This is a genomic window from Paenibacillus ferrarius (assembly GCF_002027705.1).
GTDB classification, from domain to species: domain Bacteria; phylum Bacillota; class Bacilli; order Paenibacillales; family NBRC-103111; genus Paenibacillus_E; species Paenibacillus_E ferrarius.
Map to the genome: position 1 here is coordinate 1 of NZ_MBTG01000073.1, position 15,775 is coordinate 15,775.

A 15,775-nucleotide genomic window follows, 5' to 3' on the forward strand; every position below is an offset into this window, starting at 1 on the left:
GGAAGTACCGAGTAGTAGTTCCCAAAGGGCACAGACCCGTTACTAGAGCATCTCGGCCTCCACCTCTTGGACAGGTATAACGAAGGAATGTAAGGGCTGCGACCCGTTGAGTCATGGGAGGGTAAACCACCAAGAGACCGTGGAGTCAAACGTGCACATATGGGAAAATGAGGAATTAATAACACTTCCTCTATTCCCGCATGCCCTCTTGATGATTTTAGAGAAACAGCTCCCTCATCTTCTAGAGAACCCTGCTTCAAGAATGATGTAATCCTACGAATGAGCGAGTATATGCAAGAAAAACGCTAAGAACAGAGGGAGGGAACTACAGTCCGCTATTTTGCTGTTTTCTGGGAAATTCAGCTCTTTTGGTGGAAATAAGACCCTGTAGTTCCGCTATTGCCCTAGCAACCCTGCTATTTGCCAAAATAGCGTCCTCTAGTTCCCTTAACAGGTTTTGTCGCTAATAAGAGACAGGGCGGCGAAGCCGTTTTTCTTAGTTTTAACCTGATATCTATGTAAATGCCATTACTCGGAGGAACTTACATGCAAATATTAAAAATCATGGTGCGTATGCTCTTTCAACTGCCAAGTCGATCTATAGGCACAAAATTATTCCTCATCTTTTTTTGTTCCCTAGGTATGTCTGTTGCAGGTATGGGCATATTTTCTTCAAATATCGCTGAAAACGCAATCATAGATCTAATGAAAAAAAGCTCACAGGATTTAGTCACAACTGCTGGTGAAAAATTAGATATGAAGCAACAATTTTACGTAGATTTATCGAATCAACTCATAAGTGATAGCACGTTTACTAAAAATTTATTTCAAATTTCTAATGCAGGGATAGGTAAGGCTGAGCTTCAACGAAGAACTTCCGAAATGAGAGATCTATTCGACCAGTTAGCGTTATCTGATCAGAGTATTCGGGATATCACACTCGTACCTGTTCAAAATTCACTTGAAATCATTAGTACGGAACGAGAAGGAGTGAATTCAAAGCTAAGAACGGCTAATTGGATTCAAACTATTCGTAGTGCGAACGGTAAGCCTGTCTGGATGCCTATTGAAGAAAAAGGGTATTTAGGCGATTCGCCCAAACCCCTCTTTGCTTATGGGAGATTACTAGGGAAAAATAATGTTGGCTCTGATGATTTCATCTTACTTGTTCAAATAGAAGCTAACGTTTTACAATCGATGGTAGACGGCTTTAAACTTAGTGAAGGTGCTGAAACCCTTATTACAACGCAATCTGGCAAGATGATCTTGAGCAATAACAGGGTGTCGAACCTTCATGATGTTTCATTACCTGCGAATTCAACAGCTTCAGGTAGCTTCATAGATAAAAGCACCAGAGGATTGAATAATTTGCTTGCTTATCGCCAATCTGCAGTCAGTAATTGGACCTTCATAGCGAGTGCACCGTTAGGTGAGTTAACCCATTCTGTTAGTAAAATTCAACATATGACTTATTTATTTATTGGGTTGAACATTCTCGTCGCATTGAGCGAGCGGCGCCATTGACTTGGCGTCCAACGCGGAGGAAGGTACTTCACGTATGGAACAAATGGGTAGGTCCTTATCGGATGTATTGTCGCTTCAATATAATATGGCAAGTTCAGCGCAAGAGGTAGATCATGTTTGCAGTGAGGGAGGAAGCTCGGTAACTGTTCTTTTACGTAACGTAGCACGGAAAGTTACCAGTCTTCAGGAATCGGCAAGTTCCGTTCGCTCCATTCTGAAATTGTTGAAAGAGATTGCAAACTCCACGAAAGTATTGTCGCTAAATGCATCGATAGAGGCAACTAGAGCGGGCGCCGCAGGTGCAAGTTTCAAAGTCATTTCGAACGAAATACGTCAGCTGGCAGAACGATCAAATGCTTCCATAGGTGACGTGGGGCAATTTACGGATATTATATTACAAGAGGTAGAATCCACAGTAGGAGCGATATCGGATACACTTCCCTTTTTTCAAGATATGAATCAAGAGGTACATGGTGTATATAAATTATTTGCGAGAATTCAAGTAGAAATGAATCAGTTAATAACTCGTTCATCGGATGTTACAGTTTCCCTGGATAAATTAAACGATGTACAAACGATACTTGGTCAAGCTATATTCGAAGTATCTGCAGTATCGCAACAATCATCAGCTTCAACAGAGCAAGTCGCCTCACTTTGTTCAACGCAGTTAACGATTGGTAATCAATTGTTGGAACTCTCCGCTAGGCTGAATCTGATATCTGGCCAATTAGAGAGACAAATGTCTTACTTTCAGACGGAATAATTTTGTAGGGGGAACATGAATTTATGCATTTCAGTAAACTGAAAACGACGTTATTTGCACTTACGAAACTTATCATGACAATGAGCTTTCTATTGCTGTTCTTTGGCTGCGAGCAAGCTCAAGTAAAGGAGTCTGCTAATCATGTGGAGGAAGATAGTCATGTTGTTTCCATTGCGACTCCCATCAGTAAGGAACCCGTCGTAGGATTTTCACAACTAGGTTCAGAAAGTGAGTGGCGAATTGCCAATTCGTCCTCAATTAAAAATTCCGCAATTGAGTCAGATGTTACACTCATATTTCAAAATGCAGAGCAATCGCAAGAGAAGCAAATAGAGGCCATTCGAGAGTTTGTCAAACAGAAAGTCGATGTGATCGCCATTGCTCCTGTTGTGGAAACGGGATGGGACTATATATTAAAAGAAGTTAAACAAGCAGGAATTCCAGTCATTATTATTGATCGCCTTGTCGATGTCACTGATCCATCACTGTATGTGACACATATTGGTTCTGATTTTTATGAGGAAGGTCGGAAAGCAGGGAAGTACTTATTGGATAAACTCCCCAAATCGAATAAACCTATAGGCATTGTTGAATTAAAAGGTACGGAGGGATCAACGCCATCCATTGCTCGGGGGAAGGGATTCCGTGACGTCATCTCTTCACGCTCTGATTTACAATTTTTGAAGAGTGAGAACGCGGATTTCACCGTTGCGAAAGGTAAAGAAGTAATGAAGAAATTTCTAAAAGAAAAAGGAAGGGACATTCGTGTCTTATATTCCCATAACGATGATATGACGTTCGGGGCCCTAGAGGCGATTGAAGAATACGGGTTAGTCCCGGGCAAAGATATTGTAGTCATCACCGTAGATGGAACTCGGAAAGCGCTCGAGAAGATGAATGAGGGCAAAATTAATTTAGTCGTTGAGTGTAATCCGTTGCTGGGCCCTAATCTTATTCAAGCTGTGAAGGAAATTCTGAAAGGCAGCACCTTGCCTAAACGAATTGTTACGCCAGAAAATGTGTTTACACAGGTAACTGCGGCGGGTGAGATTGCAACTAGAAGTTATTAGAGGAAAAAAAGGAATGATTACCTAAATTTTGCGTTGTTTTTTTACGGTAAATGTATACTTTTCAACGATCAAATATGGGGGAAATCTAGCATGTTTAATTCATAGAAATCTTCACTTTTGGAATAAGAAATTACATTCTGAAATGATTACGTTTAAGTTAAACTGTAAACAGTAATTATCACAGCATAGTAATTTGTTACATACAAATTACTAAAAAGGAGTGTAATAAATGGAAATGAAAAAGAAACATGTGAGGAGTCTTATGCATATGAGCAAGAAGCTAACCGTATTTTTATTAGCGCTTACATTATTGCTAAGTGTTGTACCAAGTGCTTCGATATATGCGCAATCCAATGAAGACACCTTAGAGAACCCATTTATATGGGCTGATGTTCCAGACCTCGATGTGATCAGAGTAGGCGATGCTTATTATATGAGCAGCACAACCATGCATATGAACCCTGGCGTTCCTATTATGAAATCATATGATCTCAAAAACTGGGAAATCGTCAATTATGTTTACGATATGCTTGCTGATAATGATGAACAAGCACTTAGAAATGGAAAAGACAATTATGGGAAAGGTTCGTGGGCAAGCAGCCTAAGATATCATAATGGCAAATATTACGTAGCATTTCCTTCCTATGATACCGGCAAAACCTATATCTATCAAACAACAGATATAGAGAAGGGGCCATGGACCCATTCAGAGCTTGATGGCGTTTATCATGATATGTCATTGCTGTTTGATGATGATGGACGTGTCTATATGGTTTATGGCGGCGGTGATATTAAAGCAATTGAACTGACTCCAGACGCAACCGCAATCAAACCAGGCGGCCTTAATAAAGTCATTATTCCTAATGCAAGTCTAGTTGCAAGTACAGCGGAGAATGTCAGTCTTCCAGCTGAAGGCACGCATATCCAAAAAATTAACGGTAAATATTACGTATTCAATATTACATGGCCTAAGAATTCTGGTCGTGTTGAAATCATGCATCGAGCAGACCGTATTGACGGTGTATATGAAGGCAAAGTTGCCTTAAACAATGCTGGTATTGCACAAGGCGGTATTATTGATACCGCTGATGGCAAATGGTATGCAATGTTGTTTGGAGACCGCGGCTCAGTCGGACGCATACCTTACCTAGTGCCAGTTACATGGAATGATGGTTGGCCAGTATTCGGCATTAACGGTACGGTTCCACAAAGTATGGCGATTCCCGTTATCGGTGCAGCATCTAAGAACAATTGGGTAGCTTCTGATGAATTCTATCAAAGCTCCCAAAAAATTGGGGCTTCGCATACCGTTATCAATACCTCATCTTCTTCAACCACATCACCGACAGTGACAACACCTGTGACACCACTGCCTATAAATGAGGGAACAGAACTTTTGGTAAACGGTGGGATAGAGAACGGGTTAACACCATGGGAGAAACATGATACTGCAACGGTTGCGGTAACAACAGATGAGCATTTTAGCGGAACCAATAGTTTATATATTAGCGGCAGGGGAGCTACGGGTGCTGGTGTGCAACAATTTGTTACTGGAAAAATAAAAGCTGGGGCTATCTATAAATTTTCAGCGAAAGTGAAATATAACGCAGGTCCTGCTACGAAGCAATTCAATTTCGATATCCAAGATGGAGATTGGACGACGATCAAGATTATTGGATCAGGCGTTATGACCAAAGGTGAATGGGGAACAATTGAAGGAACCTATACAGTTCCGGCGGATGCAACCTTCACTCTACCGCGTATATTTATTGAGACAATTTGGACAGCAGCACAAGATCCCACGAATGATTTAATGAATTTCTATGCCGATGATATTTCTTTCGTGGATGTTACACCTGACGGGAATCTTTTGACGAATGGTAAGATGGAAAAGGGGCTAACTCCTTGGGAAAAACATGACACTGCAACGGTTGCGGTATCAACGAATGAGCATTTTAGCGGCACCAACAGTTTATTTATTAGTGGAAGGGCAGCAACTGGAGCTGGCGTGCAACAGTTTGTTACCGGAAAAGTAACGGCTGGAAGTAAATATAAGTTTTCAGCGAAAGTGAAATATAACGCAGGTCCTGCTACGAGAGTATTTAATTTCGATATCCAAGATGGAGATTGGCAGACGATTAAGGTTCTTGGATCTGGCGTCATGACCAAAGGTGTATGGGGCACAATTGAAGGCACCTATACAGTTCCTGACAATGCTGTTTTTAATCAACCTCGTATATTTATTGAAACTTCCTGGACAGCAGCGCAAGATCTGACGAATGATTTAATGGATTTCTATGTCGATGATATTTCCTTAATAGATGCTACGCCCACTGGCGGTTTGGATAAAGCGAAGAACGGGGAATATGATTACAATGGATCTAATCTTGGATTAGTATGGCAATGGAATCATAATCCCGATAATAACCACTGGTCCCTTACGGAGCGTCCTGGCTATCTAAGACTTACTACCGGAAGAAAGAGTACAAGTATTCTTGATGCCAGAAATACATTGACTCAGAGAACATTTGGTCCAGAAAGCTCAGGAAATGTTGCACTGGATATCAGCAAGATGAAGGATGGCGATTATGCGGGGCTCGCTGCATTCCAAAAGGAGTACGGGTTTGTAGGGATAAAAATGAGTGGGACTTCGAAATCCATTGTTATGGTGGATGGCAGTTCTGGAACGCCAGTTGAAAAAGCTAGTATTCCTGTCACTCAGGATAATGTATATTTTAAAATTGATTTTGACTATAAAAATCAGACAGATAAGGCTTATTTCTATTACAGCCTTAACGGCTTAACGTGGACTGCGATAGGGAATACGCTGCAAATGCATTATACATTGCCTCATTTTATGGGCTATCGTTTCGGTTTATTCAACTATGCAACGAAAACAACAGGAGGTATTGTTGATTTTGACTATTTTAGAATAGATGATAAATTGACAGGCACGAATTCGCCTGCAACAGTACTTCAAGCAAATTTAGCCAATGTACCGAATGTAATTGGAGTTCAGAATATCGAGCTGCAAGTTCCAGTCCAAATGAATGCCTTACCGAATGGGAATTATTCAGCAATCTCAGCTTCCTTGAATATACCGAAGGAGCTTACTGTAACGGGTGTAGACTTTAATAAGGCTAATATTGTTGGAGATACTTCCTATACGTTTGCCAACAATCAATTGCTTTTACATGTAACTGGAAATACCGTAAACTTTGCAAACAATCAATCTTCTGATGTGTTCGCAACAATTAAGCTAAAGGTTAATGGTTTTGTCCCTGCTGATCAAACCGTTCAGATTAAGACGGATTACATCAAAGTTGATGGTGGAAATGTTCGATACAATGTTAACAATACCGTTTCAAACATTGGATTAAAGCAACTGCCTACAAATGCATATGCCAAAATTCCAGGGTATGCGAACCCGCTTATGAGTCATAAATTAGGAGCAGATCCGTTTGCGATGGTTTATGACGGCAGAGTGTACATTTATATGTCAAGTGACGATTATGAGTATGATGCAAATGGAAAAATCAAAGATAATTCATTTAGCAATTTGAATAGAATATTTGTGATTTCATCAGCTGATATGGTCAACTGGACAGATCATGGTGCAATCCCCGTAGCTGGAAAGAATAATGTGAATAATGGCGCGGGTGTTGCCAAATGGGCAGATCTATCTTGGGCGCCAGCAGCAGCACATAAGAAAATTAATGGTGTAGATAAATTCTTCCTTTATTTCGCAAATGGTGCTAGTGGAATTGGTGTGCTCACTGCGGATAGTCCGATTGGTCCGTGGACTGATCCACTGGGCCAAGCGTTGATTACTAGTAACAGCCCTGGAGTTCCAGGTGTAGCATGGCTATTTGATCCAGCCGTATTGGTTGATGATGATGGAACTGGTTATCTCTATTTTGGTGGGGGTATACCAGGAGATCCGAATCCAACCCCAGAGCAAATTGCACATCCGAAAACGGCTAGAGTAGTGAAGTTAGCTGATGATATGATTCATATGGCAGGGGCAGCTGTTACAATTGATGCGCCTTATATGTTTGAAGATTCAGGTATTCACAAATACAATGGCAAATATTATTACTCTTATTGCTCTAATTTCTCTGGTACACACCCGGATGGAACACCTCCTCCAGGAGAAATTGCTTACATGGTAAGTGATAGTCCGATGGGTCCGTTTACTTACGTTTCACCGATCTTGAAAAACCCATCTGTATTCTTTGGCGTTGGCGGTAATAACCATCATGCGATTTTTGAATTTAATGATCAGTGGTATGTGGTCTACCATGCTCAAACGGTCAGTAAAGCTGTCGTAGGGGATGGCAAAGGATATCGTTCTCCTCATATTAATAAGGTTGAGTATTACGATAACGGATTAATTAAGGATATTAAGGGGGATATGAAAGGTGTATCCCAGATAGCAAATCTTGACCCGTATTCGCGAGTTGAGGCGGAAACGATTGCTTGGAACGCGGGTATACTTACTGAGGTGAGCACAGCGCCAGGTAACCCGCTAGCGAGCCTTAACCTTGATGTTACAGATATCAATAATGGAGACTGGCTTGCTGTGTCAAACGCAGACTTCGGTGACAAAGGAGCAGCTTCATTTGAAGCGAACATGGCATCGACAGTAGGCGGTAAAGTAGAAATACGTCTGGATAGTCCGATTGGTAAAGTTATTGGTACCCTTGATGTCGCTCCAACAGGTGGAGATCAAGTATGGCAGCTGCTGAAAACGGATGTGGAGAATGTCAAAGGTATTCATAATATCTTCTTTATGTTCTCTGGATCAGGAAGTAAGTTATTTAATATGGACTATTGGAAATTCAACGTGAAGGCACCAGGGCCTGTGGTCATTCCGTTAGAATCAGTCCATATCACAGGGGGAGCCCAATCGGTTACGGTGAATGATCAATTGACTTTTAACTCCATGATCAATCCATCTAGCGTAACGGGGGCAACTTATCTATGGGAAGTTAGTGGCGGTATTAGCATCATAGGAGACAACCGCAAGGATTCGGTAACAATCAAAGGAACCAATGCGGGGACAGGTACACTTAAATTAACAGTTCTTGCGGGGGGGACGGAGAAGAAAGCCGAAACGACGATTACGGTATCTCCATCGAGCGTCGACCCTGTAGATTATTTACACTCAGTCACTATCACAGGCGGATCGCAATCGGTTACAGTTAATGATCAATTAACCTTTAACTCCATGATCAATCCAACTAGTGTAACGGGTGCAACGTATCTATGGGAAGCAAGTGGTGGCATTAACATTGTAGGTGAAAGCAACCAAGTTACGGTTACAATCAGAGGAGTTTCTGCTGGTACGGGAACGCTTAAATTAACAGTCAATGCCGGAGGCACGAAAAAGACTGCCGAAACGACGATTACGGTGTCTCCATCGAGCGTCGACCCTGTCAATCCTTTACAAGCAGTCACTATCACAGGTGGATCGCAATCGGTTACAGTGAATGATCAAATAACTTTTAACTCCATGATCAATCCAACTAGTGTAACAGGCGCAACGTATCTATGGGAAGCAAATGGTGGTATTAGCATTGTAGGCGAAAGCAACCAAGATAAAGTTACAATTAGAGGAGTATCTGCCGGTACGGGAACGCTTAAATTAACAGTCATCGCTGGAAGCACGAAGAAGACAGCCGAAACGATTATTACGGTGAGTCCTTTAAGTAGTGGTGGTGATGACAATAATCACAGCGGTAACAACGGTGGTAGCAGTACTACAACAACACCAGAGTCTAGCGGTAAAGAGGCAGACATTCTAGTAAATGGCAAGAAAGAGAGTGTAGGAAATACAGCGACAACCCAAGCTAATGGCCAAACGGTCACGACTATTACAATTGACCAGATGAAATTGGTTCAATTGCTCGCAGCGGTAGGGGAAAAGGCTAACATTACTGTGCGAGTTACTAACAATTCCGATATTGTGATTGGGCAGCTGAACGCTCAGATGGTCAAAAGCTTGCAAGAAAATAAAGCAGATCTGGAGATTAAAACAGATCGTGCAACGTATACCCTGCCTTCACAGCTGATCGATATTCCCGCGATCTCTGGTCAAGTCGGCAATTCAGTGGCTTTGCAAGACATTACGATACAAATTAAAATCTCGAAGCCAACAGCAGATATGGTTAAAGTGGTGGAGAATGCGGCAGACAAAGATCAGTTTACGCTTGTTGTGCCGTCGATCGACTTTACAGTTGGAGCTGCATACGGCGGCAAGATCATCGATCTATCTAAATTCAACGCCTATGTGAAACGTACGATTGCCATTCCGGATGGCGTAGATCCGAATAAAATTACAACAGCAGTTGTTGTAGAGCCGGATGGCACTGTTCGTCATGTACCAACTAAACTTGTCATCATAGACGGCAAGTATTATGCAGAGGTTAGCAGTTTAACGAACAGTACGTACTCTCTGATTTGGCATCCAGTAGCATTCTCTGATGTCTCGACGCACTGGGCAAAAGATGCTGTGAACAATTTAGGGTCAAGAATGATCATTAGTGGGATTGGCAATGATCTATTTAATCCCGAAGCAGATATTACTCGTGCTGAGTTTGCTGCCATCATAGTTCGAGGATTGGGTTTGAAGTTGGAGAATAGAACACCGAACTTCTCCGATGTAAAGGCTGCGGATTGGTATAGTAGTGCAATCATGACGGCTCAATCCAGCCATCTTATTGACGGTTTCGAGGATGGCACCTTCCGTCCTGGAGACAAAATTACCAGAGAGCAGGCCATGGTTATTATGGCTAAAGCGATGGCGATCACCGGTTTGAAAGCGAAACTCACAAACCACAATGCCGCTGATGTATTACGTGGTTACACAGATGCAACAGAAAGTGCACCTTGGGCAATGAGTGGCATTGCTGATAGCATCCAAGCGGGCATTGTAAGTGGAAGAGACGAAGCTGCGCTTGCACCAAAAGCTTATATTACAAGAGCTGAGGTTGCTAAGTTGGTACAACAGTTGTTACGGAAATCTGATTTGCTTTCATGATCACATAAACTAATAGTGCGCCCTATCCCTTAAACATTGCTTCCGAGCAAGGGATAGGGCAAATAATTGCACTAAGATGAAAGTGCTTATTACTTTATTATGGGAGGGATTTATATATGTTGGAAATAGATGCAATCCAAAAAAAGCATCAATATACCGTATCAGTCAAAGTTGATAATAGTAACGCGAAAGGGCTTCTTCTCAAGATGAAGGAAAAGCTGATAAGTGAAAACGAGCTCTCCTCGGAAAACGGGCTCTCTTTTACTGCTTATGCTTGTATACAAGAGAGTATCCTTGTAATCGCCGCCGATCAGACACAGTGCTGACTCGAACGGCTGAAGACGCAATGATCTGATCGATCAACGGAGAAGTAAATCACAAAAAGTCATCTTTGCAAAAAAACTGCAATGATGACTTTTTCAGCTTTTTCTTAAGTCGTATGTTTAATTGTACGAAGAACGCCATAGATGCCATTCTCCATTTCGCGCGGCATGAACTTAATGGTTACGGCTTCCTTACTCTCAGATTCCGTTCCCGTTCCGCTTTCTTCACATGCTTCTTCAGCTCTTCAGACCCTACGTCCAGTAGGCTCCAGTAGATGCCGTATCTTTCATGATGTTGCTTATAGTGCGGTGTAAAGACAAGCCGCTCATCTTCATCTGTATGCTTAAGCGCAAACGCCAAATCTTGGCCTAGACGAATCACATGATCATCGAAACTTCGAAGCCATTCCTCGACACTCATTCCTTGCGGGACGATATAATCTTTGAGGATCATTCGCCTGGTCGCAACGTTGACGATAACACCGGTTTTCGATTCGACCATATCTTCGGTGCCAAGTGCTGCGCTTAGAACAACCGGGCCATATTGGAGCCCAATGACATGAGACGAATCAGGCAGGCGGGAATAGACAACCTTCATCGGAATTCGCAGCCCAATTGTATCGCCATCCTGCCAAATCCGGTTAATAATCGCATAACCCCGCTCTATGACAGGTGAAACACCTTCTCCGTTAACTGTCATTTCAATCGCTTCTGCCGCCCAATAAGGGACACGAATGTGCAAGGCAAGCTGCTTTGGCTCCATCGTTTCGACTGTTAGACGAACCATATCGGTTTGGGGCAGTAAGGTGGACTGGGTAATCGTCACATGTTGCTCCTGCCACAGCAGCTTCGAGCTTACGAACTGATTGACATATAGCTGGTTATCGGCATAGAAATAGATACTATCATTTAGTTTGGTGAAACTTTCCATCCCCGTACCGGTGCAGCACCAGAAATGTTCGAACGGGGAGCTGTAGACTTTGAAATATCCGGTTGCCATGGGCTGAAAATACATTGTCATGCCAGTGTCCGGATTTTGGGATGACAAGATGGCGTTCAGATAAGTTCGTTCGTAAAAATCAGCATATTTGATATCTTGCGTAAGCTTGAACAGCTCTTTGGTCAGTTTCAACATATTATAGCTATTGCATGTCTCGCAGGTGACATCGGAACGTTTGCTGTCCAGCTCATCAGGTTCGCCGAAATGCTCGCACTCACTGTTACCGCCCGTGATGTAGCTGTGATGGTAAACAACGGTATCCCAGAAGTTAACGGCCGCTTCAAAATAGCTGCGTTCGCTTTCCCCAAGTGTCAAATACCGGTTCAATGCTCCGATAAACTTCGGAATCATCGTATTGGCATGTTTGCCCTTCAGTACATCTCTTCTCTCCCGAAGCGCATCGAACAGGCTGACCTCATCGAACCGATGGGCAGCCTCAAGATGGCGGCTGTTTCCTGTCAGCTTGTAAAGATCGTACAGGCAATCGTTCATGCCGCCATATTCCACAGCCAGCACGGTAGTTTGGACTTCGTCTGTCCATGCGAGGGCGCGGTTCGCCACCCAATCGCCCAGACGGTTCACGACATGAAATGCTTGCTGCAGCTGTGTAGCATGATGGACGGCAATCAGGCCTGCAATAATTTTGTGCAGGGTATACCATGGCACCCAAGCGGGTTTGTGATTCTCTACATTGTCAAACAACGTTTCGGGAAAAGCGGATAGATAACCGCTATCCTGTTGGCATTGGGCTAATTCTGCAACAAGGTATTCGATTCTCGCAAGCATATCCTTATCTTTTGTTTGCGAATAAGCTTGTGAGACAGCAGCCAAATAGTGGCCTAACGTATGGCCCCGAATTTCAGTGTTCTCCCACCCCGGGTATTTTTCTGCTTTCGGCTGCAAGCCCTTTGTTTCGCGGAAGCCTGCAAGAAGGCGGTCTGCTTCGTAGCTGGTCAAATAGTTCCATTCTTTCTTACATGCATTAGTAAGAATATCGTCCCATAATTGGACTTGATTAAGCTCGAAATGCCTTAAAGTGGCAGGGTTGGTGAGTGCTTTCAAAACGATCATCCTCTCGCAATGGTAATAAAAGCTTATTACGAGTGCGCAATTCAAGTAAATAGCATAAGGTTTGATTATGTGTCAAAAGGGAAGTTGTTTTGTACGCATTCTTTAACTTCTGCCTATTTTATTCTAAGATGAATAGTGAGAAAGGATGAAGGCTTATGACCTGCTACAGCTTCCGTGTTGATACACCCGTATCTCTCGTTATGACCGGCAAATTCGTTGCTCCCTCTCCAGAGTGGAAGCATATGTACCGTGTATTATCGGAATTCGAACTTTTTATTCAAACCAGTGGCACGTTGTATATCGAGATGGACAAGGAACGGTATGTCCTGAATGAAGGAGACTTCCTGCTCATGCCGCCACAAGCCGTGCAATACGGTTATCAAGAGTCGGACTGCAGCTTCTACTGGCTTCATTTTAATGTTCAAGAAGGCTATGAGACGTTACATAGCGACTCGGTGTACGAGCCCTCCGTATTAACGATTCCCGAAAAGGGGACACTTCGAAATCCCGATAAGCTGATTGTGATGATGAAGCAGCTTCAGGATTCCATCCGCAGCTATAGGGAACAAACGTTGAACAATTATTTGACGACAAGTATTCTATGTGAATTGGTTAATCAGTTGTTTCTTGCCCACCAATCTGGGAAGAATCGCAAGCAGCAGCTGTATAACGACATCGTGGATTATATTAAGTGGAACCGGAATGAGAATATGAAAGTGAACCAGCTAGCTGAGCATTTCGGCTATAATGCCAAGCATTTATCCTTTTTGTTCTCAGAAATTGCGGGAATCTCCATTAAGCAATTTATGTTGCAAGAGAAGATGGATGCCGCAAAAACGCTATTGGTGGATACGAATCAAAGTATAAAGGAAATATCTCACCACTTGGGTTACTCGGAAAGTCAACAATTTACGCATAGCTTTAAGAAAATCACAGGCCTTACACCAACCGATTACCGCAATGCATACGCCAATCGGTTGTTATTTTTTAAGTGACATTCGGCAGCTGGCTGGCAAGCTTTATTTCAGGGGCTACCGGTGATTTTTTCGAAATTCTCTAGGTGTAGGCAAGCACTAATTAGCATTTATCTTATTACCTGAAGACAGCTGAGGTAGTGGTTAAGTGACTGTAATTCGTAGGGGTAATATCTTTATTATGTGAATTGTAAGCGTATTCTTGATGCGTATAATAAATAGTGTAAGCAAACAAATGATTAACCTATACAAACATGTATCATCTTGGAGACAATAAGGGAGGATTAGAAAAATGGTTAAGCAAATAAAACGACCTGTCTTAGCAACAATGGTACCCATTCTGGCACTAGGCCTGACACTATCAGCCTGCAGCGACTCGAAGGATGGTGCTGCTGTGAATAGCTCTGCTTCACCTAGCGGTAGTCAGACAAGTCCGGCAGCAACGAAAACCGATGCGATCAAGCCAGTTACATTATCTATGTTCATTGGTAGCCCTTATCAACAGCCGACTCCTGACAACAAGATCTACAAGATGATTAAAGATAAAACAGGCGTTAGTCTAAAAATGGAGTTTCTGGTCGGTGACCTGCAGCAGAAGCTGGGCGTTATGATTGCCGGCGGTGATTATTCGGATATCATGACCGGGGATGATAAGTTAATTGCGGCCGGTGCTTTTATTCCCCTCGAGGACTTAATTGACAAGTATGCGCCGAATCTGAAGAAGCACTATGCCTCCGTGTTGAATCAGGCCAAGGACCCTGCAAGCGGTCACCTTTATGTTCTGCCAGCTTACGGCGTTTTTAGTGGTCAATTTAATGAAACTGGGTATGAAGGACCGGGCTTTTACCTGCAAAAGGATGTCCTGAAGGAAATGGGTTATCCAACTCCTAAAACATTGGACGATTATTTCGATATCATTGCGAAATACAAAGCGAAACATCCAGATATGATCGGTTTCGAGACGTTGAACTTCGACTGGAGAAACTTCCCGTTGCTTAATCCGCCAGAGCATTTGGCCGGTCACCCAAATGACGGTGGTGTTATCGTCGAAAACGGGAAAGCGCAAATTTTTGCAGATAAGGATATTGCCAAGACATATTACAAGAAGCTGAATGAGATCAATGCGCAAGGCTTGATGGATAGGGAAGCTCTGGTACAGAACTACGATCAGTACTTAGCTAAAATTGCCAGTGGCCGAGTCATTGGGATGTTCGATCAGCACTGGAACTTTGGCGATGGAGAAAATTCTTTGAAATCACAGGGTAAATTCGGCAGTACATATGTCGGGTTCCCGCTCGTATATCCAGGCGCCAAAGAGTACTACCGTGACCGTCCAGTTGTGAACATCAACCGCGGATACGGGATTTCGACGAAAGCCAAGGATCCGGTTCAAATCATCAAATTCCTTGATGCGCTAATGACCGAAGACTGGCAGAAGATACTCCAATGGGGTACTCAAGGCGAGGATTATGAGGTGAAGGATGGTAAGTTCTACCGTACGCCTGAACAGCGCTCGAAAGCAGACGATAATACATGGAAGCTAGCGAATAAAGCGGAAGCATTCTTGGGGAACCTGCCTAAGATGCAAGGGACGTATAGTGACGGAAATGCGACAGATCCGGGAACACAGCCACAGGAATTCTTCGACAGCTTGAAGCCGCAGGATCAGGAAGTGCTGAAGGCATACAACCATAAGACATGGGCAGAGTTCTTCAAAATGCCTGCGGATAATCCAATATACTATCCAGCCTGGAGCATTGATCTGATTGATGGTTCGCCGGCCAAAGTGGCCCAAACGAAGCTGAACGATCTTTCGGTGAAATATTTACCAAAAGCTATTTTGGCCAAGCCAGATGACTTTGAAGGTGTATGGAAGGAATATGTCGATCAGATTTCCAAAACCAACATCAAGGCCTATGAAGATCGTATCAATGATCAACTTAACTGGCGTATTCAGAATTGGAGCAGTAAATAAAGGGATAGAACATGCAGTAGAGTGGGGGAGACT

Annotated in this window: 8 protein-coding genes; 7 read left to right on the forward strand and 1 reads right to left on the reverse strand. The window is 43.0% G+C overall.

Annotation, left to right across the window (positions count from 1 at the left end; all coding sequences use genetic code 11):
* Positions 1 to 546: 546 nt before the first annotated feature.
* The 5 genes from BC351_RS40230 (at position 547) to BC351_RS40265 (ending at position 10,725) form a co-directional block, all read left to right on the forward strand.
* Positions 547 to 1,524 (forward strand): PDC sensor domain-containing protein, encoded by a 978-nt coding sequence (locus BC351_RS40230; RefSeq protein WP_079421314.1) that lies wholly within the window; start codon positions 547 to 549, stop codon positions 1,522 to 1,524.
* A gap of 34 nt (positions 1,525 to 1,558) precedes the next feature.
* Positions 1,559 to 2,287, forward strand: coding sequence for a methyl-accepting chemotaxis protein (locus BC351_RS40235; RefSeq protein WP_079421315.1), 729 nt, complete (start codon positions 1,559 to 1,561; stop codon positions 2,285 to 2,287).
* 23 nt (positions 2,288 to 2,310) lie between these two features.
* Positions 2,311 to 3,357 carry an ABC transporter substrate-binding protein gene (locus tag BC351_RS40240; RefSeq protein ID WP_079421316.1) on the forward strand — a complete coding sequence of 349 codons (1,047 nt, stop codon included), beginning with the start codon at positions 2,311 to 2,313 and terminating at the stop codon, positions 3,355 to 3,357.
* A 268-nt stretch (positions 3,358 to 3,625) separates the two neighbouring features.
* Positions 3,626 to 10,399, forward strand: coding sequence for a family 43 glycosylhydrolase (locus BC351_RS43750; protein ID WP_244209349.1), 6,774 nt, complete (start codon positions 3,626 to 3,628; stop codon positions 10,397 to 10,399).
* Between the two features lie 116 nt (positions 10,400 to 10,515).
* Positions 10,516 to 10,725 carry a hypothetical protein gene (locus BC351_RS40265; RefSeq protein ID WP_079421317.1) on the forward strand — a complete coding sequence of 70 codons (210 nt, stop codon included), beginning with the start codon at positions 10,516 to 10,518 and terminating at the stop codon, positions 10,723 to 10,725.
* 178 nt (positions 10,726 to 10,903) lie between these two features.
* On the opposite strand, the gene BC351_RS40270 is transcribed toward BC351_RS40265, so the two are convergent.
* Positions 10,904 to 12,784, reverse strand: coding sequence for a beta-L-arabinofuranosidase domain-containing protein (locus BC351_RS40270; RefSeq protein ID WP_079421318.1), 1,881 nt, complete (start codon positions 12,782 to 12,784; stop codon positions 10,904 to 10,906).
* 164 nt (positions 12,785 to 12,948) lie between these two features.
* Between BC351_RS40270 and BC351_RS40275 the strand changes: the two genes are divergently transcribed.
* The gene (locus tag BC351_RS40275) at positions 12,949 to 13,788 is read left to right on the forward strand and encodes a helix-turn-helix domain-containing protein (protein WP_079421319.1); all 840 of its coding nucleotides are present in this window, start codon (positions 12,949 to 12,951) and stop codon (positions 13,786 to 13,788) included.
* Positions 13,789 to 14,059: 271 nt separating this feature from the next.
* Positions 14,060 to 15,742 carry a type 2 periplasmic-binding domain-containing protein gene (locus tag BC351_RS40280; protein ID WP_079421320.1) on the forward strand — a complete coding sequence of 561 codons (1,683 nt, stop codon included), beginning with the start codon at positions 14,060 to 14,062 and terminating at the stop codon, positions 15,740 to 15,742.
* The last annotated feature ends 33 nt before the right edge of the window (positions 15,743 to 15,775 follow it).

Excerpts from the sequence above, each read along its gene's own strand:
- BC351_RS40230 (WP_079421314.1), top strand. The coding sequence starts at position 547 with ATGCAAATATTAAAAATCATGGTGCGTATGCTCTTTCAACTGCCAAGT.
- BC351_RS40235 (WP_079421315.1), top strand. The coding sequence starts at position 1,559 with ATGGAACAAATGGGTAGGTCCTTATCGGATGTATTGTCGCTTCAATAT.
- BC351_RS40240 (WP_079421316.1), top strand. The coding sequence starts at position 2,311 with ATGCATTTCAGTAAACTGAAAACGACGTTATTTGCACTTACGAAACTT.
- BC351_RS43750 (WP_244209349.1), top strand. The coding sequence starts at position 3,626 with ATGAGCAAGAAGCTAACCGTATTTTTATTAGCGCTTACATTATTGCTA.
- BC351_RS40265 (WP_079421317.1), top strand. The coding sequence starts at position 10,516 with ATGTTGGAAATAGATGCAATCCAAAAAAAGCATCAATATACCGTATCA.
- BC351_RS40275 (WP_079421319.1), top strand. The coding sequence starts at position 12,949 with ATGACCTGCTACAGCTTCCGTGTTGATACACCCGTATCTCTCGTTATG.
- BC351_RS40280 (WP_079421320.1), top strand. The coding sequence starts at position 14,060 with ATGGTTAAGCAAATAAAACGACCTGTCTTAGCAACAATGGTACCCATT.